This is a genomic window from Nocardia salmonicida (assembly GCF_036142455.1).
GTDB lineage: Bacteria > Actinomycetota > Actinomycetes > Mycobacteriales > Mycobacteriaceae > Nocardia > Nocardia salmonicida.
Map to the genome: position 1 here is coordinate 4,493,384 of NZ_CP108014.1, position 17,906 is coordinate 4,511,289.

General features: G+C 66.5%; 16 protein-coding genes. 10 read left to right on the forward strand and 6 right to left on the reverse strand.

Annotation, left to right across the window (positions count from 1 at the left end; translation table 11 throughout):
- Window positions 1–35 precede the first annotated feature (35 nt).
- Complete coding sequence (locus tag OHS03_RS21095; protein WP_328656439.1) at window positions 36–1,124, reverse strand: alpha/beta hydrolase; 1,089 nt, start codon at window positions 1,122–1,124, stop codon at window positions 36–38.
- A gap of 319 nt (window positions 1,125–1,443) precedes the next feature.
- Here OHS03_RS21095 and OHS03_RS21100 point away from each other — a divergent pair, with 319 nt between their 5' ends.
- Window positions 1,444–2,547 (forward strand): metallophosphoesterase, encoded by a 1,104-nt coding sequence (locus OHS03_RS21100; RefSeq protein WP_328664342.1) that lies wholly within the window; start codon window positions 1,444–1,446, stop codon window positions 2,545–2,547.
- 39 nt (window positions 2,548–2,586) lie between these two features.
- On the opposite strand, the gene OHS03_RS21105 is transcribed toward OHS03_RS21100, so the two are convergent.
- On the reverse strand, window positions 2,587–3,294 hold the full coding sequence (locus OHS03_RS21105; protein WP_328656441.1) for an LppP/LprE family lipoprotein: 708 nt from the start codon (window positions 3,292–3,294) through the stop codon (window positions 2,587–2,589).
- Between the two features lie 175 nt (window positions 3,295–3,469).
- Here OHS03_RS21105 and OHS03_RS21110 point away from each other — a divergent pair, with 175 nt between their 5' ends.
- The 5 genes from OHS03_RS21110 (at window position 3,470) to OHS03_RS21130 (ending at window position 10,687) form a co-directional block, all read left to right on the forward strand.
- Window positions 3,470–3,826: a PadR family transcriptional regulator gene (locus OHS03_RS21110; protein ID WP_194823939.1), complete on the forward strand. Its 357-nt coding sequence runs from the start codon at window positions 3,470–3,472 to the stop codon at window positions 3,824–3,826.
- On the forward strand, window positions 3,817–5,160 hold the full coding sequence (locus tag OHS03_RS21115) for a permease prefix domain 1-containing protein (RefSeq protein WP_328656443.1): 1,344 nt from the start codon (window positions 3,817–3,819) through the stop codon (window positions 5,158–5,160). Before OHS03_RS21110 ends, OHS03_RS21115 begins: the two co-directional genes overlap by 10 nt.
- Window positions 5,161–5,208: 48 nt before the next feature.
- The gene (locus OHS03_RS21120) at window positions 5,209–6,606 is read left to right on the forward strand and encodes a 3' terminal RNA ribose 2'-O-methyltransferase Hen1 (protein ID WP_328656445.1); all 1,398 of its coding nucleotides are present in this window, start codon (window positions 5,209–5,211) and stop codon (window positions 6,604–6,606) included.
- Window positions 6,607–9,120, forward strand: a complete 2,514-nt coding sequence (locus tag OHS03_RS21125; protein WP_328656447.1) for a polynucleotide kinase-phosphatase — start codon at window positions 6,607–6,609, stop codon at window positions 9,118–9,120. It begins immediately after the preceding gene.
- Between the two features lie 76 nt (window positions 9,121–9,196).
- Window positions 9,197–10,687 carry a DUF4246 domain-containing protein gene (locus OHS03_RS21130; RefSeq protein WP_328656449.1) on the forward strand — a complete coding sequence of 497 codons (1,491 nt, stop codon included), beginning with the start codon at window positions 9,197–9,199 and terminating at the stop codon, window positions 10,685–10,687.
- Window positions 10,688–10,704: 17 nt separating this feature from the next.
- On the opposite strand, the gene OHS03_RS21135 is transcribed toward OHS03_RS21130, so the two are convergent.
- Both OHS03_RS21135 and OHS03_RS21140 read right to left on the reverse strand, forming a co-directional pair.
- Window positions 10,705–11,394, reverse strand: coding sequence for a class I SAM-dependent methyltransferase (locus tag OHS03_RS21135; protein WP_328656451.1), 690 nt, complete (start codon window positions 11,392–11,394; stop codon window positions 10,705–10,707).
- A 36-nt stretch (window positions 11,395–11,430) separates the two neighbouring features.
- Window positions 11,431–12,075 carry a dihydrofolate reductase family protein gene (locus OHS03_RS21140; RefSeq protein WP_328656453.1) on the reverse strand — a complete coding sequence of 215 codons (645 nt, stop codon included), beginning with the start codon at window positions 12,073–12,075 and terminating at the stop codon, window positions 11,431–11,433.
- A gap of 60 nt (window positions 12,076–12,135) precedes the next feature.
- Between OHS03_RS21140 and OHS03_RS21145 the strand changes: the two genes are divergently transcribed.
- Window positions 12,136–12,654, forward strand: a complete 519-nt coding sequence (locus OHS03_RS21145; RefSeq protein ID WP_328656455.1) for a winged helix-turn-helix transcriptional regulator — start codon at window positions 12,136–12,138, stop codon at window positions 12,652–12,654.
- 3 nt (window positions 12,655–12,657) lie between these two features.
- On the opposite strand, the gene OHS03_RS21150 is transcribed toward OHS03_RS21145, so the two are convergent.
- Window positions 12,658–13,674 (reverse strand): fatty acid desaturase family protein, encoded by a 1,017-nt coding sequence (locus OHS03_RS21150; protein WP_328656457.1) that lies wholly within the window; start codon window positions 13,672–13,674, stop codon window positions 12,658–12,660.
- A 482-nt stretch (window positions 13,675–14,156) separates the two neighbouring features.
- Here OHS03_RS21150 and OHS03_RS21155 point away from each other — a divergent pair, with 482 nt between their 5' ends.
- Together OHS03_RS21155 and OHS03_RS21160 are read left to right on the forward strand one after the other, a co-directional pair.
- A complete protein-coding gene (locus OHS03_RS21155) occupies window positions 14,157–15,941 on the forward strand; it encodes a lipase family protein (protein WP_328656459.1) in 1,785 nt (594 codons plus the stop codon).
- A 169-nt stretch (window positions 15,942–16,110) separates the two neighbouring features.
- Window positions 16,111–16,533 (forward strand): hypothetical protein, encoded by a 423-nt coding sequence (locus OHS03_RS21160; protein ID WP_328656461.1) that lies wholly within the window; start codon window positions 16,111–16,113, stop codon window positions 16,531–16,533.
- 49 nt (window positions 16,534–16,582) lie between these two features.
- On the opposite strand, the gene OHS03_RS21165 is transcribed toward OHS03_RS21160, so the two are convergent.
- Window positions 16,583–17,287: a winged helix-turn-helix transcriptional regulator gene (locus OHS03_RS21165; protein ID WP_328664343.1), complete on the reverse strand. Its 705-nt coding sequence runs from the start codon at window positions 17,285–17,287 to the stop codon at window positions 16,583–16,585.
- A 126-nt stretch (window positions 17,288–17,413) separates the two neighbouring features.
- On the opposite strand from OHS03_RS21165, the gene OHS03_RS21170 reads away from it, so the two are divergent.
- Window positions 17,414–17,896 carry a hypothetical protein gene (locus OHS03_RS21170; RefSeq protein WP_328656464.1) on the forward strand — a complete coding sequence of 161 codons (483 nt, stop codon included), beginning with the start codon at window positions 17,414–17,416 and terminating at the stop codon, window positions 17,894–17,896.
- Window positions 17,897–17,906 lie beyond the last annotated feature (10 nt).

Here is a 17,906-nt window from a genome sequence, read left to right on the forward strand (position 1 = left end):
AATGTGGGTAGCGGCGGTTTCGTTGGTGTCAGAGGCTACTTCGGCGGCTCGCCGCCCGCGGGCGGACCACCGGCCGGGGGTCCGCCGGCGGGCGGTGCACCACCGGCGGGCGGCGTGGCGCCCGCGGGCAAGGGCTTGCCGATATTGCGTGCCATGTCCGGCATCAGGCGGATGGCGACCTGTTCCCAGGTGCCCCAGTTGTGGATGCCGATGTCAGGGAAGTCGTAGCTGACATTCTCGTAACCCAGTGCGGTCACGCGCTTTTCGAACGAGCGGGTGTTGGCCAGGGCGATCGCTTCCAATGGCATGCCCTGGGTGATCGCGTCGACCGAGGACAGGTCCTGATCGGCGGGCTTGGCGCTACCGGCGGAGACATAGAGGCGGGTGTTGTTGGCGATCAGCTTCTCGACGAACCCGTACGGGTCCATCCGCTTCCACTTCTCGCTGCCAGCGGGCGCCATCGCCTCGATGTTGTATCCACCGCTGGCGATCATCGCCCCGCCGAGCGCCTCACGCATGCCTGGCATCGACATGTGCAGGTAGCCCGACAGCGAGCCCGCGTAGGTGAACTGCTCCGGGTAGTAGGCCGCCATCAACAGCGCCGCGCTACCACCACTGGACAGGCCGACCACACCGTTGCGGGTCGTGCTGAAGCCGAGCCGGGACTTCATGGCGTCCGGCAGGGTCTTGGTGATGAAGGTTTCCCACTGATAGGTATTGGTTTTGCCCCGGGTGTCCTCCCAGCCGCCGATCGCCGAACCGGAGTCCGCGCTCGGCAGCAGCGACCCGTCGGGGTTGGCGCCGAAGAAGTTGCTCGGCTGCTCCCAGTCGGCGTAGAAGCTGGACTGCCCGCCGACCGGCATCACGACATTGATGTTGAACTTCGCGATCTGCGCCGGGATGGTGGTGTGCTTTTCCCAGCCGTTCAGGTCGTCCTCGGCGCGTTCGCCGTCGAGCAGGTAGACCACCCGATCGGTGTTGCCGTCGGCCGCGCGGATGATCCTGGTGTTGATCTCCCCCATCGACGTCTCCACCCGGAAGTCGATCGCGGACGGGTCGGCATCGGCGGCCGCGGGCGCGACCGACGCGCCGAACGGCAGCACCGCCACCACGGCGCCTGCCATGACCCCCCGAAAAAGCTTGTTTACCCCACGCATGATCGGTGTACTGACCTTCCCGTTGTGCGGCCACGCCGCTTCCCCACTCGACCCGCCGCGGTGCGAAACCTGCGCGCGGGGCCCTGCCGGGCAGCATAGCGCGCCCTCGATCCCCGGGGAACATCGAATTATGAAGTGGGGCAGCCCGCTTCGCACGTATGCCCGGAACTGCGGATTCTCGGCGAAGGGGGCGCCCGGCCGGAGGGCTACCCTGGGAGGTCGACTCGTGGCCGCGCCGGCCGCCCCCTGCCGAGAACGGACCGCTGTGAAGATCGCTGTACGCCTGATGATGTTGTCGCTGGTCCTCGCCTTGCTGTTCGGGGTGCCCTGGTGGACGTTGGTCTCGTCGCCGACCGGCGGCAGCGGGACGCTGTTCTGGATCGGGACGGCCGTCTGTGTGGCCGCCCTCGTGTGCCTGCCCCTCACGATGTTCCTCGGGCACGGGCCAGCGCAGTCCGATCCGGCGGTGATCGTCGGCGACACCCTGCTCGGGGTCCTGTGGGTGGTCTTCTCCTGGTCGGTGATCGGGTTGTTCGTGCGTGGCGCGCTGGCCGTCGGTGGGGTCGACAGTGCGCGCATCGTGGCGGCGGGGGTACTGGTCACCTCGGCCGTGCTGGTCGGCTGGGGTGTGTACGAGGCGCGTCGGGTGCCGCGGGTGCGCACGGTCGATGTCGCGATCCGTGGGCTGGCGCAGGGGCTCGACGGGCTGCGCGTCGTGGTCGTCACCGACACCCACTACGCGGCGCTGAATCGGCTGCGCTGGTCGGAGCGTGTGGTCGAGGTGGTCAATGCCCAGCGGCCCGATATCGCTTGTCACGCCGGTGATCTCGCCGACGGTTCGGTCGCGAAACGCCAGGCGCAGGTCGATCCGCTCGGCAAGGTCGAGGCGCCGCTGGGCCGGTTCTACATCACCGGCAATCACGAGTACTTCGGGGACGCCCAGGGCTGGATCGACTACATGGCCTCGCTCGGCTGGCAGCCGCTGCACAACCAGCACAGCGTGCTCACCCGCGACGGCGACCGGCTCGTCATCGCAGGCATCGACGACCCGACCGGCGTCGGCCTGCCAGGTCACGGCCCCGATCTGCCCGCCGCGCTCGCGGGCGCCGACCCCTCGCTGCCGGTCGTTCTGCTGGCCCACCAGCCCAAACAGATCGCCGACAGCGCCGCGGCGGGCGTCGCGCTACAAATCTCGGGCCACACCCACGGCGGCCAGATCTGGCCGTTCCACTACCTCGTCCGGCTCGACCAGCCCGTGGTCGCGGGCCTGAGCAGGCACGCGAACAACACCCAGCTCTACACCAGCCGTGGCACCGGCTTCTGGGGTCCGCAACTTCGGGTCTTCGCACCCAGCGAGATCACCGTGTTGGTGCTACACCCACACAACTGAACCCCCAGCTGCCCGGCGCACAGGGCATCCGAGATCGGATCAGCGGTGTGGCTGGGTGACTTCGGTCGGCAGCGTGCCGCCCATCACCACCTTCGAACCGTTCCACGAATAGGTGATCGTCGCGGGGCCGCCCTGGGGTGCGGCAAAGGGTTCGTCACCGGCGAGCCAACGGTAGTCGACGGTGACCGCGTTGTTGCTCGACCCGACGACGGTGGTGAAGGCATACGGCTCGGAAGTGCCTGTGCCCAGGTACTTTCCATTGCGGAAGAACAGGATGTGGATCGGCGCGCCCGCGGAGTTGCCGCCGATAGCGCGCACATACAACAGCTGACCACAGCTACCCGGTTGATCAGTGGAAGCCTGTCCGGCGACCCAGTTTCCCTCGAGGCTCGCGAGGGCGTTCTGCACACCGGTCGAGGCCGGGTCTACGCACCGACCGGGTCCACTGATGTTGTCAGCGGGGGCGGGAGCGGTGGTGTCGGGCGCCGGGATCAGCGTGGGAGCTTGTGTGACCGGCGGTGTTTCAGGCTCCGGCTCGGTGGTGGCGCCGGGCTGGGGTGCGGCCGTCTGCTCGGGCGCGGTCGCCCCTGGAGCCTGGGTGCCTGGCGCGGGCGCGCGCGTCGTCGACGAGGCGGCCGTCGCGCGGGAAGTGGAAGTGGTCGTCCCTGAACCACTCTCGTCAGTGCAGCCTGCGACCAACGCCGCGGCGACGGCGATCAGCGCACCCATCCGAACTGCGTTCTTCATGGTTCCTCGATTCTGTGTCCCCTACGCGCTGTAGCGCGTATCTGCAGACTTCATCGGGGCCCTCCACACGGTCGTTAGGCGATTCAACGAAATCCTCACCCCAGGGTGCGACATTCACCCCCATATACCTAGATCTGCTAGGTTATGACATAGATCTTCTAGGTATAGGAGTGCCATGCGGATAGACAAAGACCTGGTGGCAGCCTCGGCGACGCCGCTGGTGCTCGGAATTCTGGCCGAGGGCGAGTCGTACGGATACGCCATCCTCGAGCAGGTCAACCAGCTCTCACGCGGACGGATGCAGTGGACCGACGGGATGCTGTATCCGCTGCTGCACCGACTGGAACGGCTCGGGCACGTGTCGTCGACATGGCGGGTGTCCGAAGGCGGACGTCGGCGCAAGCACTACTTGATCACCGATTCCGGCCGAGCCGCGCTCGCCGAACGACAAGCCCAATGGAGCGTGGTCGCCGAGGCACTCGACCAGGTCTGGCGCAGCGCCACCGGACCGGTCGAGAAGGGATGGGCGTGATGGAGACCGAGCTGCAAGCCCATATCGATCAGTGGCGCGGGTACGTCCAGCGCCATCGTGCGATTTCGGTCGCCGATGTCGACGAGATGGAAGACCATCTGCGCGAACAGATCTCCACCCTGCGGGCCGGTGGTCTGTCCGGCGACGAGGCCTTTCTCGTCGCGGTGAAACGGATGGGCAGCATGGACGCTATCTCGCGCGAGTTCGCGCTCGAGCATTCCGAAAGACTCTGGAAGCAGCTCGTTCTGGTCCCGGAGGAGTCCGAGGGTGGTGCGGGTAATCGTGAGCTGATGGTGGTTCTCGCCCTCGCCGTAGGAGCGGCGCTCACGGTGAAGGCCGGCCTCACCTGGCTGGACGGCCCCGCGCTCGGCCGCAACCTCAGCCTGCTCGTATTACCCTTCCTCGCCGCATATTTCGCGTGGAAGCGCCAGGTTTCCGCACGGGTGGCCGCCGTGCTGCTCGTGCCGTTCGCACTCACCGCGCTGGTCCTGAACCTCTCTCCGTTCGAGCCCGAAGGGGCGACCGAGATCATCGCCGCCATCCACGCGCCGATCCTGCTGTGGTTGGCGGTCGGCCTCGCCTACGCCGGCGGTGACTGGCGATCCGGGCGGCGGCGGATGGATTTCATCCGGTTCACCGGGGAATGGTTCGTCTACCTGACATTGCTGGCGCTCGGCGGCGGCGTGCTGATCGGACTGACGGTCGGCGCGTTCGGAACCCTCGACTTCGATATCGAGCCGGTGATCGAGGACTGGGTGCTGCCCTTCGGCATCGCGGGCGCGGTGATCGTCGCCGCCTGGCTGGTCGAGGCCAAGCAGAACGTCGTGGAGAACATCGCGCCGGTGCTCACGAGGGTCTTCACCCCGCTCACCATCATCATGCTCTTCGCGCTGCTCGCCGCCCTCGCGACCACCCACAGCCTGACCGCGATCGACCGTGACCTGCTCATCCTGATGGACCTGATCCTCGTGCTGGTCCTGGGCCTGCTCCTCTACACGATCTCCGCCCGCGATCCGCTGACCCCACCCGCCTTCTTCGACCGCCTGCAACTACTCCTCGTCGTGACCGCACTGGTCGTCGACGTCGTGATGCTGGCCGCCATGCTCACCCGGATCGCCGAATTCGGTTCCACTCCGAACAAGGTGGTCGCGCTCGGACTGAACGTGGTGCTGCTGGTGAACCTCATCTGGTCGGGCCACCTCGGTTTCGGGTTCGTGCGCGGCACGAAGACCTTCGCCGCTCTCGAACGCTGGCAGACCGACTACCTGCCCGTGTACGGCGTGTGGGCGGCTGCCACGATCGTCGCCATCCCCCCGTCGTTCGATTTCCGATGATCTGACAACACAGCGAAAACCGCTGGCGGGGCGTGACAGGATCATCAAGTGCTCTTGACGATCTCCACGACTCACACGCCGGCGACCGACCTCGGATACCTCGTGGTCAAACATCCCGACCGCGTGCAGTCGTTCACGACCACCGGCGGCACGGCACACGTCTTCTATCCACAGGCCGATGTGGACCGCTGCACCGTGGCGTTGCTGCTGGAGGTCGACCCGGTGGAGCTGGCGCGCCCGGCCAAGGGGCACAACGGGTCCGCACTCGGGCGCTATGTGAACGATCGGCCGTACGTGGCGTCGAGTCTGCTGTCGGTGGCGCTGGGCAAGGTGTTCCGGTCGGCGCTGAACGGCACGAGCCGGGACCGTAAAGAGTTGGCGGAGCAGGCGATTCCGTTGGAGATCGAGGTGCCGGCCGTGCCGTGCCGGGGCGGGACCGAGATCGTCGAGAGGCTGTTCGCGCCGCTGGGCTGGACGGTGTCGACCACATCGGTGCCGCTCGATCCGGAATTCCCGGAATGGGGCCCTTCGCCCTACACCCACCTCCGCTTGACCGGGACCCTGCGGCTGGCAGAGGCACTGAACCACCTCTATGTGCTGTTGCCGGTGCTCGACGACGCCAAGCATTACTGGGTCGACGCCGACGAGGTCGACAAGCTGTTGCGCGCGGGCGAGTGCTGGCTCGGTGGCCACCCCGACCGCGAGCTGATCGCCCGACGCTATCTGGCCGGGCGACGGACACTGATGCTGTCGGCGTTGGAACGTCTGCGCTCGGTGGACGAGGTGGTCGACGATGCCGAAATCCCCGAGGACGCGGTCGAACGCGTCGAAGCCACCGAACGCCGCACGCCGCTGGTGAGGCTCCGCAAGGAAGCGGTGCTCGCCGCACTGGCCGAGACCGGAGCATCGCGGGTCCTCGATCTCGGTTGTGGCCCGGGCGCTCTGCTGCTCGAGTTGCAAGCCGAGGCGCGGTTCACCGAAATCGTCGGGGCCGATGTCTCCAGCGCGGCGCTGACGATGGCGGAGCGGCGCTTGAAGTTCGATCGGATGTCGGATCGGCAGCGGGCCAGGATCACGCTGATCCAGTCGGCCCTGACCTATCACGACAACCGGCTGCGAGGTTTCGACGCGGCGGTGCTCATGGAGGTGATCGAACACGTCGACGAGTCCCGGTTGCCCGCACTCGAACGCGCCGTCTTCGGACACGCCGCACCCGGCGCGGTGATCGTGACGACGCCGAACGTGGAATACAACGTGCACTACGAAACCCTCGACGGCCACCGCCACGACGATCACCGATTCGAGTGGACCCGTGCGGAATTCGCCGCCTGGAGCGCCCGCGTCGCCGAGAAGTTCGGCTACATCGTCGACATCCGCCCGGTCGGCGACCTCGACCCGCAGACCGGCTCGCCCACCCAGCTCGCGCTTTTCCGGAAGGCCGCGTAAATGAACATCGACCTCCCCGAACTGTCGCTCATCGCCCTCGTCGGCATCTCCGGTTCCGGCAAATCCACCTTCGCCCGTGAGCACTTCAAGCCCACCGAGGTGCTGTCGTCGGACTTCTTCCGCGGTCTGGTCGCCGATGACGAGAACGACCAGTCCGCGACGAAGGACGCCTTCGACGCGCTCGGCCACATCGCCGGACTCCGGCTGCGCGCCGGTCGGCGGGTCGTCATCGACGCGACCAATGTGCAGAAGCACGCGCGGGCCGAATTGGTCGCTTTGGCCAGGTCTTTCGATGTGCTGCCGGTCGCGATCGTGATCGATACACCCGAAGCTGTCGCGTGGGAGCGTACTCAGGGCCGCTCCGATCGCGACTTCGGGCGCACTGTGCTCAAGCGGCAGAGTCAGGACCTGCGGCGTTCGCTGCGCGAGCTCGGCCGCGAGGGTTTTCGCAAGGTGCACGTCGTCAGTGATCCGTCCGAGGTGACGATCACCTACGAGAAGGCGTGGAACGACCGGCGCGAACTCACCGGGCCGTTCGACATCATCGGCGATGTGCACGGTTGCCGGGCCGAATTGGAAACGCTGCTGGGCGAACTCGGGTGGACGCTGGTTCGCGACGAGGCGGGCCGTCCGGTCGATGCCACCCATTCGCAGGGGCGTCAGGCGGTGTTCGTCGGTGACCTCGTCGACCGTGGCCCCGATTCGCCGGGCGTGCTGCGATTGGTGATGGGGATGACCGCGAGCGGCAATGCGCTGTGCGTACCGGGCAATCACGAGCAGAAGCTGCTCAAGAAGTTGCGTGGCAAGAACGTCACGGTGTCGCACGGCCTCGCGGAGACGCTCGAGCAATTGGAACGCGAGACACCGGCATTCATCGATTCCGCGGCGCAGTGGATCCATGACCTCGTGAGCCACCTGCGACTGGACGGTGGGCGGCTCGTCGTCGCACACGCCGGACTCAAAGAGGCGTACCACGGTCGCGCGTCCGGGCGGGTTCGCGACTTCTGCCTGTACGGCGAATCCACGCGGGAGACAGACGAATACGGCTTGCCGGTGCGCTATCCGTGGGCGCGAGACTATCGCGGTGCGGCGACGGTCGTCTACGGGCACGTGCCGACGCCGAAGGTGGAGTGGATCAACAACACCGTCTGCCTCGACACCGGCGCGGTGTTCGGCGGCGAGCTGACGGCGATGCGCTATCCCGAGAAGACGTTCGTCGCGGTGCAGGCCGAGCGGATGTACTACGAGCCGATCCGCCCGCTCGCCGACGCGGAATCCGCGTGCGACAATGAGACTCTCGACCTCGCCGACGTCACCGGGCGCAGGCACATCCGCACCGATTACGGCACGGTGATCGTCGATGCCGAGAACTCGGCGGCCGCGCTCGAGGTGATGAGCCGGTTCGCGATCGACCCTCGGCTGTTGCTGTGGTTGCCGCCGACCATGTCCCCGCCGTCGACCTCGACTGTCGGGGGCTATCTCGAATACCCGACGGAGGCATTCGCCGACTACCGCGCGGCGGGTGTGGAGAAGGTGGTGTGCGAGGAGAAGCACATGGGGTCGCGGGCCGTGGTGCTCGTGTGCCGTGACGGGGCAGCGGCTCGGTTCGGGGTCGAGGGCTCCGGTGCGATCTACACCCGCACCGGGCGGTCGTTCTTCAACGATTCTGTCCTGACCGAAACGCTCCTCGAACGCGTACGAGCTGCCGCTGCACCACTTTTCGACGAACTGGATTCGGACTGGCTGCTCCTGGACTGCGAACTGCTGCCCTGGTCGGCCAAGGCTGCCGGACTGATTCGCACCCAGTACGCAGCTGCCGGTGCGGCCGCGCGGTCCGCACTTCCGTCCGCCGTCGCGGCACTCGACGCCGGTCTGTCCCGTGGGCTCGACCTCGGCACACTGCGTGAGCGCACGGTTGCCCGCGCCGAGAACGCAGACAAGTTCACCACGGCCTACCGTCAATACTGCTGGCCGACAACCGGACTCGACGGCGTACAGATCGCCCCGTTCGCCCTCCTCGCCTCCGAAGGCGCCACCTACGCCGACCGCGACCACGGCTGGCACCTCGACATCAGCGACCGACTGGTGGCGGCCGACCCCGTGACCTTCCGTCCCACCGGCCGCCGAATCGTCGACCTGTCCGACCCCACCGCCGAAGCCGAAGCCACCGCCTGGTGGCTCGAGATGACCGCGGCGGGCGGCGAAGGAATGGTCATCAAGCCCTTTGCCGGTCTCGCTCACCGCGCCAAAGGCAAACTCGCCCAACCGGGTATCAAATGCCGAGGCCGCGAATACCTGCGCATCATCTACGGCCCCGACTACACCACCCCGGATCACCTCGCCCGCCTTCGCGACCGCACCCTGAGCCGCAAACGCACCCTCGCCATCCGCGAACACACCCTCGGCCTGGCTGCCCTGGATGCCGTCGCTACCGGCGAGCCGCTGTGGCGAGTCCACGAATTGGTTTTCGCGATCCTCGCCATGGAATCGGTGCCTACGGACCCACGCCTGTGAGGATCTCCGCGTCAACTAGTGTCGTGTCCGGCATGCGCCTCGTCTTGCTCGCCAGAACTGTTGAGAGAATAGAGAATTGACCCAGCTCGTCCCATTTCCCTTGCCCTTTCGTGTCGCTTATCTGGTGGCTGTCGCGCCGGTCCGGACGGTGCGCGAGCTGGAGATGATGCGATTGAGTGCCGCGATCCGGGCGAAGTTCCAGTGGCATCAGAAGATCAACGACGCCGACATCGTCGCCCGGTGGACTCGGGAAGCCGCCGAGCTCGGACTGACGGAGGCCCAGATCCGCTATGTGCTCGATGAACTCGCGTACTACGCCGGGCTGCGCGACGAGACGGCCGGGATCGAGGTATCCGCTGTCGATGGGGTGTGGCAGTCGGACACGCTGATCGACGAGGCGTTGCGTGCTCGACTGGGCGAGGCGGCGCGGGTACTGGAAGATGTCCCCGCGGCCGAACAGGATTGGCATCCCGGTTCGAACGGTCAGGTGCGCAATCTCGTCCACCCGTCGTTGTATTGCCTGGTCCGCGGCGTCAGCCGTCCCGCCGACGCACCGTGGCCCAGCCCGGCGACCAACGATGCCAAGTACGCGTACTCGAAGAAGTTCCAATGGCTGCCCACCGACGTCGACGTCACAGACGGTGGCGACGTTGCCTTCCGTTCCTACGTCAACAACGTCGACCCGGCTCGCCATCACGCACTCGAATCCGTACTGCCGGAACTCTTCGCGCGCATGCTCCCCCTGCTGGCGAATGTACTCACCGACCTTCGGCAACCACGGCCTGTTCGCATCGACGTGAACCCGTTCACCTGGTACGACGACAGCGAACCCACCCAGCCGACCGAGGAGAGCGACGAAGCCGAGGAAGCTTACGAAGAGGCCTGGAACCACTGGTGGGAGAACCGCCGACCGGCCATCCCCGACGCCCCCGTCTTCGAGCCGCCGACGCCCGCCGACGACACCGTCCGAGTCGACCTCAACGGCCGCCGGTTGCAGGTCATCGTCAAACTCGCCAACATTCACCTCACACCCGAGAAGCCGGAATACCCCGGCGGTTCGTGGCACGTCGAAGCAATGCTCAACGAGCGCATCGTCGCCACCGGAATCTACTACTGGGACAACGAGAACATCACCGACAGCGTGCTCGGTTTCCGCGCCGCCGTCGACGACCCGGAGTACCAGCAGAACGACGAGACCGGGATGCGCGAGGTCTTCGGTCTCGCCGACGAGGACATCCTCAACCAGGACTTGGGATCAGTCCAGGCCACCGCAGGTCGCTGCGTGGCCTTCCCGAACATCCTCCAACATCGCGTCGCCCCGTTCCGACTCCAGGACCCGACCCGAAACGGCCACCGCAAAATCCTGGCCTTCTTCCTGGTAGACCCGTCGATCACCATCGTCTCGACCTCCGACATCCCGCCCCAACAACCGTGGTCACCCACGTCGACGATGACGCCAGCCCAGGCCGAGGAATTCCGCGAAGAACTGATGCGAGAGCGGAAGTTCTTCATCGACGAACACAACGACGAGCTGTACGAACGAGAGTTCTCCCTCTGCGAGCATTGACAGATTCTTGGACGGAATCACCAGTCGTAGTAGGAGATCACCGAGGGTTGGCCGGTATAGCCAGGTCCTGCCGTCGGGTCGGCGCCGAGGTAGGTGGCGGTGAACTCAGGGCGGCCGTGGCCGTGGATCCGGTGGCGGTTGTAGGTCAGGCCTGCCGCTCGCAGGGTTTCGATGACGGCCTCGGCGGCCGGTGAGCCGTTGGGGTGGCGGATTTCGGCGGGGTCGAAGTCGGCGGCGAAGAGGCCGGTGGGGGCGAGCCAGTTCGTCATCGCCTCGATGAGGGCCAGCTTGTCGCCGATGTAGTGCAAGCCGTGTACGCAGGTCGCGAGGTCGGCCTTGCTGGGTGGGGTCCAGGTTGTTGCCGAGGTGGCGATCAGGTGCAGACGGCGGGTGCGGGGTTTGTTCAGGAAGAAGTCGACGAGGTCTAGGCCGATGATGGTCACGTCGGCGGTCGGGAATTCTCGGTCGAATCGCTCCTCTGCCTCGAGCAGCGCGCGCCCCGAACCGCAGCAGACGTCGACCCACGTGACCCGAGCCGTGGGGTCGGCGCGCAGGCATTCGGCGAGTATCTCGTAGGGGTCGAAACCGAGTTCTCGGGTGTAGCTGTTGACGCCGGACAGTCCTCGGCCGCGATTCATCGCGTTGTTCGCGACTACCGAGGACTGTTCCAGCGTCAGGTTGTCGAGCAGCACGGGATCTGTTGGCACCACGCTATTATCGCTGCCGCGCAGGTCAGACGGTACTTATCGGCGCCAGAAGAAGTGGTGTACCACTCCGCTGGGGCTGGGGATCTGCTCGTGGTGGAAGCGGTCGTCGTATTCGTTCGAGCTTTCCCACAGTCGTTCGCCCGCACCGATTTTCACCGGTGCGACGGCGATGTGCATCGCGTCGATGAGATCGGCGGCGAGGAACTCGCGGACCGTGGCGACGCCGCCGCCGATGCGAACGTCCTTGCCGTCGGCGGCGTCGAGAGCCTGGGCCAGTGCGTCCTTCGGGGTGGCGTCGATGAAGTGGAAAGTGGTGTCGGCCAGGGTGAATGACGGACGCTCGTGGTGGGTGAGAACGAAGACCGGTGTGTGGAACGGCGGGGTGTCGCCCCACCAGCCCTGCCAGTCGTAGTTCTCCCATGGGCCACGGAACGGCCCGAACTTGTTGCGGCCCATGATTTCCGCGCCGATGTTGAAGGCGAAGTCGCGCGTGATGTAGTCGTCGAGGCCATAGGTGCCGCCGGGATCGGTGCGGTTGGGCCAGTGCGCGGTGGCGCCCGCCCAGGACATGAAGTCAGCGGGGTCGGCGTGCCCGAAGGGACGGTCGAGACTCTGCCCCTCCCCCGCGCCGTACCCATCGCTGGAAATGCTGAAGTTCTGAACGCGAACCATCTGAGCCATCGAGGTGCCCTTTCTGATTGCACTGTGCAAGCAGTGACGAACGTATCCTAGACTGATCCTATGCCGCAACCAGTTGCCCAAGAAAAGTTGCCCGTACCGCCGGGCAAGTCGGGCTGCCCGATCAATCTGACGGTCGAGCTGCTCGGCGACCGCTGGAGCCTGATCATCGTGCGCGACATCATGTTCGGTGGGCAGACGCACTTCCGGGAATTGCTCACCGGGTCCGTCGAGGGCATCGCCTCGAACATCCTGGCCGCGCGCCTGACCAAACTCGTCGCCGCGGGTCTGCTCACTCGCGACGACGACCCGAGCCATCGACAGAAGGTCGAATATCACCTCACCGAGGCCGCGATTCAGCTCGTTCCGGTGCTGGCCGCACTGGGTGCGTGGGGTGCGCGGTGGTTGCACACGACCCCGGAGCTGACCGTTCGCGCGGAGTTGCTCGCCGCGGGCGGGGCCCCGATGTGGGACCGATTCATGGATGAACTGCGCGCCACCCACCTGCGTGGCGCGCCGCTTCCCGACGACGGGGTGCTCGCCGAACTCACCGCCGCCTACAACGAGGCGGTCGGCCAGTAGGCGTTACCGCACAGTCTGGCGGCCGACCTCGTTCAGGTGGGCCATCGCCTGGCGGTAGGACTCGAACAGGCCGGTCTCGCAGTAGGGGACGTCGATCTCCGCGCAGAACTGGGCAACCATCGGCTGGGCGAGGCGCAGGTTGGCACGGGGCATCGACGGGAACAGGTGGTGCTCGATCTGGTAGTTCAGGCCGCCCATCGCGGTGTCGACGAGGAAGCTGCCGCGCACATTGCGTGAGGTGAGCACCTGCCTGCGCAGGAAGTCGGTGTTGTCGCCTTCGGGCAGAACTTCCATGCCCTTGTGGTTCGGGGCGAAGGTGGAGCCCATGTACAGACCGAACAGGCCCTGCTGAACCGCGATGAACACCAACGCTTTACCCGGCGACAGCACCAGGAACGCCGCCGAGAGCACGCCGATGAAGTGGGCAGCGAGCAGCACGCCCTCCCAGATGCGGTTCGGGATCGGCCAGCGGAACACCGCGACGATGCTCTTCCAGTGCAGGCTGCCGCCTTCGAGCAGCAGCAGCGGGAAGAACAGCCACGCCTGGTAGCGGAAAATGAATCGGCGCCAGCCAGTTCCGGCCCGCGCGCGGTCACCGGAGAACGCGAGCACGCCCATCGCATCCGGGTCCATGCCCTCGGTATTGGGGTGGGCGTGATGGCGGTTGTGGTTGCTGGTCCACCACCCGATGCTCAGCCCGATGGCGAGATTGCCCGCGATGAGCCCGTACAGGTAGTTGGCCCGACGCCCGGCGAAGATCTGCTTGTGCCCGGCATCGTGGCCGAGGAACGCGATCTGCGAGAACACCGCCGCCAGGAACACCCCGACCACCAGCGTCCACCACGAGTCACCGATAGCGAAAAATGCCGCCCAACCAGCAACGAAGGCGGTCGCGGTCAGCGCGCTCTTCCACCCGTAGTACCCCACTTGCCGGTCGAGCAGGTCCGCCTCCCGGACACGGCGCAACAGGACCGAGTACTCACTGCCACGCACGGGGACGACATCAGACGCGATAACCACAGGACAAGCATGGCGCATGCAGGCCACGGGTGGGTGAACGGGTTGCAGATCCGCGATATCCACCTCTGGGTGGTCGTGGAGCGTAGCGGGAGTTCGCTACCGTCGAGCCGACGATCCCCTCCCGGTGCTCCCCATCGTGCTGAAGCATCCGTCGTGGTGGCGGCGCTGGTTGGTATCGGGCGCGGCGCGCCCTTGGCGGACCGGCCATCGGATCGACGATTACCGAACTCTGACCGAGGGCCTATGACGACCTGACTGCGGTATATGCCGTGGTCGGGATGGGCTCGGCAACTCCGATCTGACCGAGCCGGGCGATATTCTTCGTTCTCCACCGAGTGCTACTCCTCTCGGTCGCGGCGAACGATCAGGCGATGAGAGTAGTGGCAGAACCGGCAGCGAAAGGGTCCGAGTTGAACGGCGATTCGTTGAACGAGGCAATGCCGGGTTCCGAGCGCGGCGCGACGTCCTCCATAGGCCGCCGCGTGTCGAGGCTGTCGACACCGCTTCGCGTTGCGATCGGAACCGCGGCCGTCGCGGTGGGTGCGCTGCTGGTCCTCGTCCCGATGCGGGTGCAGACCGTCGCCCTAGTCACCGGTATCGGCTTCGCACTCGTGGGAATTGCTGCCGCATTGATCCCCCACGTCGCAGAAGGTGGGGAGTCGAGGCCGGGCGCCGTTCCGCTCCATGCGCGGGCGCTCGGTGGCGTTCTCGTCGTCTTGGGCGTGGCGATGGCGGTCTGGCCGAGCGTCGGCGCACCGGGACTCGCCTTCCTGATCGGTGCGGCGCTCATCGTGCACGGGCTGCTCGCCGTGTGGCAGGTGGTGCGCGGTGACGAAGCGGGCGAAGCGGCTCGTCCCGGCGGTATCGATCGGCGGATCACCGCGGGCCTCACCGCGCTCGCGAGTATCACCGTCGGCGTGGTCGCGTTCTCCTGGCCTGTCCTCACCGTCGTGCTGTTCCGGTTCGGGCTCGCGGCGTGGTTCGTATTCCTCGGGTTGCAGCTGCTCTTCACCGCACTTCTCGGGTTCCGAGCACACTCCGACGCGCATCGACACCGGCGCGGCTGGACCCGCACTGTCGCCGCCGTTTCGGCACTCGCGATCGCGTTGCTGCTCGCCTACGGCAGCGTTCGTCTTCTCTCAGGCGTGCCACTGCCCGAACCCGGCCCCTTCTATACGGCGCCGACGAATACGCCTGCCCAACCGGGCCGACTACTACGCACCGAGCCCCTCGACGAGGGCGTTCCCGATGGTGCGCGTGGGTGGCGAATCCTTTATACGACAACGCATCCCGATGGCACGGCTGCCGTGTCCAGTGGCACGATCCTCGCCCCTGAGAAACCGTCGGCCGATCCGTATCCGCTGCTGACCGTCGCCCACGGCACGACCGGTATCGAGCCGAAATGCGCGCCGTCGCTCGCCGCCGCGCCGTTCGACGACGGCGCCGGAACCGCACTCAGGGAGATGGTGACCCAGCACGGCTGGGTCGCGGTGACCTCGGATTACATCGGGCTCGGGACGCAGGGCAGCCACCCGTACCTGGTCGGGGAGGCCGAGGCGCGCAACGTGCTCGACGCCTCGCGGGCGGCGCGGGAATTCGACGAGATCTCGACGACCACCGACACGGTGGTATGGGGGCACTCGCAGGGTGGCCAAGCAGCTCTGTGGACCGGGCAGATCGCGCGCAGTTACGCCCCCGAGTTGGACGTGAAAGGCGTCGCAGCCTTCGCCCCGGCCGCAGACCTCTTCGGCCTCGCGGAGTCCGACAAGACCGAGGTCGGCGGCAAGACCATCTCGGCATATATCGCGAATACCTGGAATCGCCTCTACCCCGAACTGCGGCTCAGCGAGCACCTGACCCCGGGTTCGGAGCGCGGGGTCGAGAAGATCCGAAACCTGTGCTTCAACGGCAGAGACGCCCTTTCTGCGCTCCTGCGCGGCTCACAGATACCGATTCAGGTCTTCCCGGATAGCCTGCTCGAGGGCGAATTCGGTACGAAGCTGAAGCGCCAGACTCCCGTCGGCCCCTTCCCCTCCCCGGTGCTGGTAGCGCAGGGACTCGCCGACCCACTCGTCAAGCCCGCGCTGCAACAGAATTGGATCGATGCGCGCTGTACAGCGGGCGAACCGATCGACTACCGCACCTTCCCCGGCCTCAGCCACATGAGCCTCGTGGCGGCCGACTCACCGCTGACCCCACAGATCATCCAGTGGACGCTCGACCGCTGGAGCAACGTCGCCCCGACCCCGACCTGCAACGCCGGATAATTTTCAGCGCGAGAGTAATGAATACGCGGAGTACGCCGCTGCGGGAACCCAGGGTCAAGCCCTGGGTTTTCGGGGTACCGGCCCCGCGGAAACTGTGGAACGCTACCGCTTCACGCGGTTCCCGGTCGAGCGCCGGGGCTGACCACACCGATGCAAGGACCACCGAACCATGCGAATCGCAGGACTGACCGCTCTCGCGGCGGGCGCACTGATCCTCCCGGCCACCCTGGCTCCCGCGGCCTCGGCGGAGGTGGAGGACATCACCATCTCCGCCTGGGGAAATAGCGGAATGCCCGTCGCCTGCGATTATGTAGGCGCGAACTGCAGTGTCATGGCCCGGATGTTCGGCTCCGACTACGCATTGCCCGCCACCGTGACAATCAACGGCCGCGAGCTCAGTTCGCCCGAGCGCCTGGACTATCCGGACCGGCAGCGCAGCGCGATCCGCGGCACCTGGCACCCACCGGCCAAGGGTACATACACGATCGTGGCCACCCAGGGCTCCTCCACCAAGACCCTCGTCGTCGAGATCACCGGAGACGCCCAGCTCGGCAGCGGCTCGGCGGGACTGCTGCCCAGCGGTTCCAGCTAGGAGTCACGGCGGCGCAGCGCCATCCGGGGTTCCTCACGCCTCCGGCCGGTCAGCGAGAGAAGTGCCCGGGCATCGTCGTCGGCGAATCTGTTTCGGCGCCTGCCCACCTGTCGGGCGCGGTGATTTCGCTGGCGCTGCTGGGAACTTCTGACGCATCGGATATCGCTGTGCGCCAATCGAACCAGCTGGAGAATCCCGCAACGAGACCGGGCTCGCCGTGTATGCGGAAACTGCCCGCGCGGAAAGCGTCATCGAGGCTGGAGGTCCCGGCCACCAAGCAGTGCAACTCACGGAGTTCGGTGGTAACCCACAGATCGGTGTCGTACCCAGGGTGGCGCAAGCAGGCGCTGACATCGTGCTGAGCGAGTACCAGCCAGCCGTGTTCCTCGGCCCCACTGGGACTGTCGAGGATGAACTCGATCGAAACACGCTGGGCAGGAATGTATTCGGTGCGGACGAACTGCCGCAGTCGCCACAGTGCCCACCCGGGGTCGAGTTGCTCGGGCCGAGGGTCCCCGAAATGCCATCGGCGCGCCCAATCACCGAGCTGCCATATCAAGGGTTCGAGCGCGGCTCCGGCCTGGGTGAGCCGATACTCGGGTCGCCCGTCGGCATCGGCCATCCGGGATGCCAGCCCGATGCCCTGCAACCGACGCAGCCGCGCAGACAGCAGGGTGCGGCTGATGCCATGCAGCCCGCGATGAATGTCGTTGAACCGATGCGACCCGAGCAACAGCTCGCGCACCAGCGGCAGGGTCCATCGAGCTCAGACCACATCGACCCCTGCCGATACCGGGCAATATTCGGGTCCGCGTCCCATACACACCTCGGTCCATTTCTTGTACCGGCCATGAGGTTACCGCCACGGCAGGGTGATGCCATGACTACCGCTGCCGACCACTACGACCAGCTACTCGCCGAGCATTACACCTGGATGTCGGGTGGTGATATCGACGCGACCGCGGCGGCGCAGGCCGATCTCCTGCGTCGGCTGGGGTTGCAGGTCGCCGGCGACAGTCCGTCGGTAGCAGTGGACCTGGGCTGCGGCATTTGTGATTCGCTCGATCAGTGCGACAAGTTGATTGCGCTGGTCGAGCACCATGCGGAATTCTTCGACCGGGGTGGGGCCCCGGTCTGGGGCGTGCCAGGCGAGATGAACACCGTCGTGCCGGGATCGACGAGGCGGGGCAGGGCATCGCGGAAGTCGGCGTGGACGGTGCGGATGGCGTGGCCCTCGCCGTGGCGGCTGGCGTGGTCTCGCAGCTCGTTCAGGAGTGCGGCGCTGGTATCCGATGGCGGTCACCGACGTGTAGCCGAGTCGGAGCAGGCCCAGAGTCTGCGGTCCGGGGAGAGTCGAACCTGATCAGGCCAGA

What these genes read in the sequence shown, in the direction of transcription:
- OHS03_RS21100 (WP_328664342.1), top strand. Translation starts at nt 1,444, where the DNA reads ATGATGTTGTCGCTGGTCCTCGCCTTGCTGTTCGGGGTGCCCTGGTGG.
- OHS03_RS21110 (WP_194823939.1), top strand. Translation starts at nt 3,470, where the DNA reads ATGCGGATAGACAAAGACCTGGTGGCAGCCTCGGCGACGCCGCTGGTG.
- OHS03_RS21095 (WP_328656439.1), bottom strand. Translation starts at nt 1,124, where the DNA reads ATGGCAGGCGCCGTGGTGGCGGTGCTGCCGTTCGGCGCGTCGGTCGCG.
- OHS03_RS21140 (WP_328656453.1), bottom strand. Translation starts at nt 12,075, where the DNA reads ATGGCTCAGATGGTTCGCGTTCAGAACTTCAGCATTTCCAGCGATGGG.
- OHS03_RS21105 (WP_328656441.1), bottom strand. Translation starts at nt 3,294, where the DNA reads ATGAAGAACGCAGTTCGGATGGGTGCGCTGATCGCCGTCGCCGCGGCG.
- OHS03_RS21125 (WP_328656447.1), top strand. Translation starts at nt 6,607, where the DNA reads ATGAACATCGACCTCCCCGAACTGTCGCTCATCGCCCTCGTCGGCATC.
- OHS03_RS21145 (WP_328656455.1), top strand. Translation starts at nt 12,136, where the DNA reads ATGCCGCAACCAGTTGCCCAAGAAAAGTTGCCCGTACCGCCGGGCAAG.
- OHS03_RS21115 (WP_328656443.1), top strand. Translation starts at nt 3,817, where the DNA reads ATGGGCGTGATGGAGACCGAGCTGCAAGCCCATATCGATCAGTGGCGC.
- OHS03_RS21160 (WP_328656461.1), top strand. Translation starts at nt 16,111, where the DNA reads ATGCGAATCGCAGGACTGACCGCTCTCGCGGCGGGCGCACTGATCCTC.
- OHS03_RS21170 (WP_328656464.1), top strand. Translation starts at nt 17,414, where the DNA reads ATGACTACCGCTGCCGACCACTACGACCAGCTACTCGCCGAGCATTAC.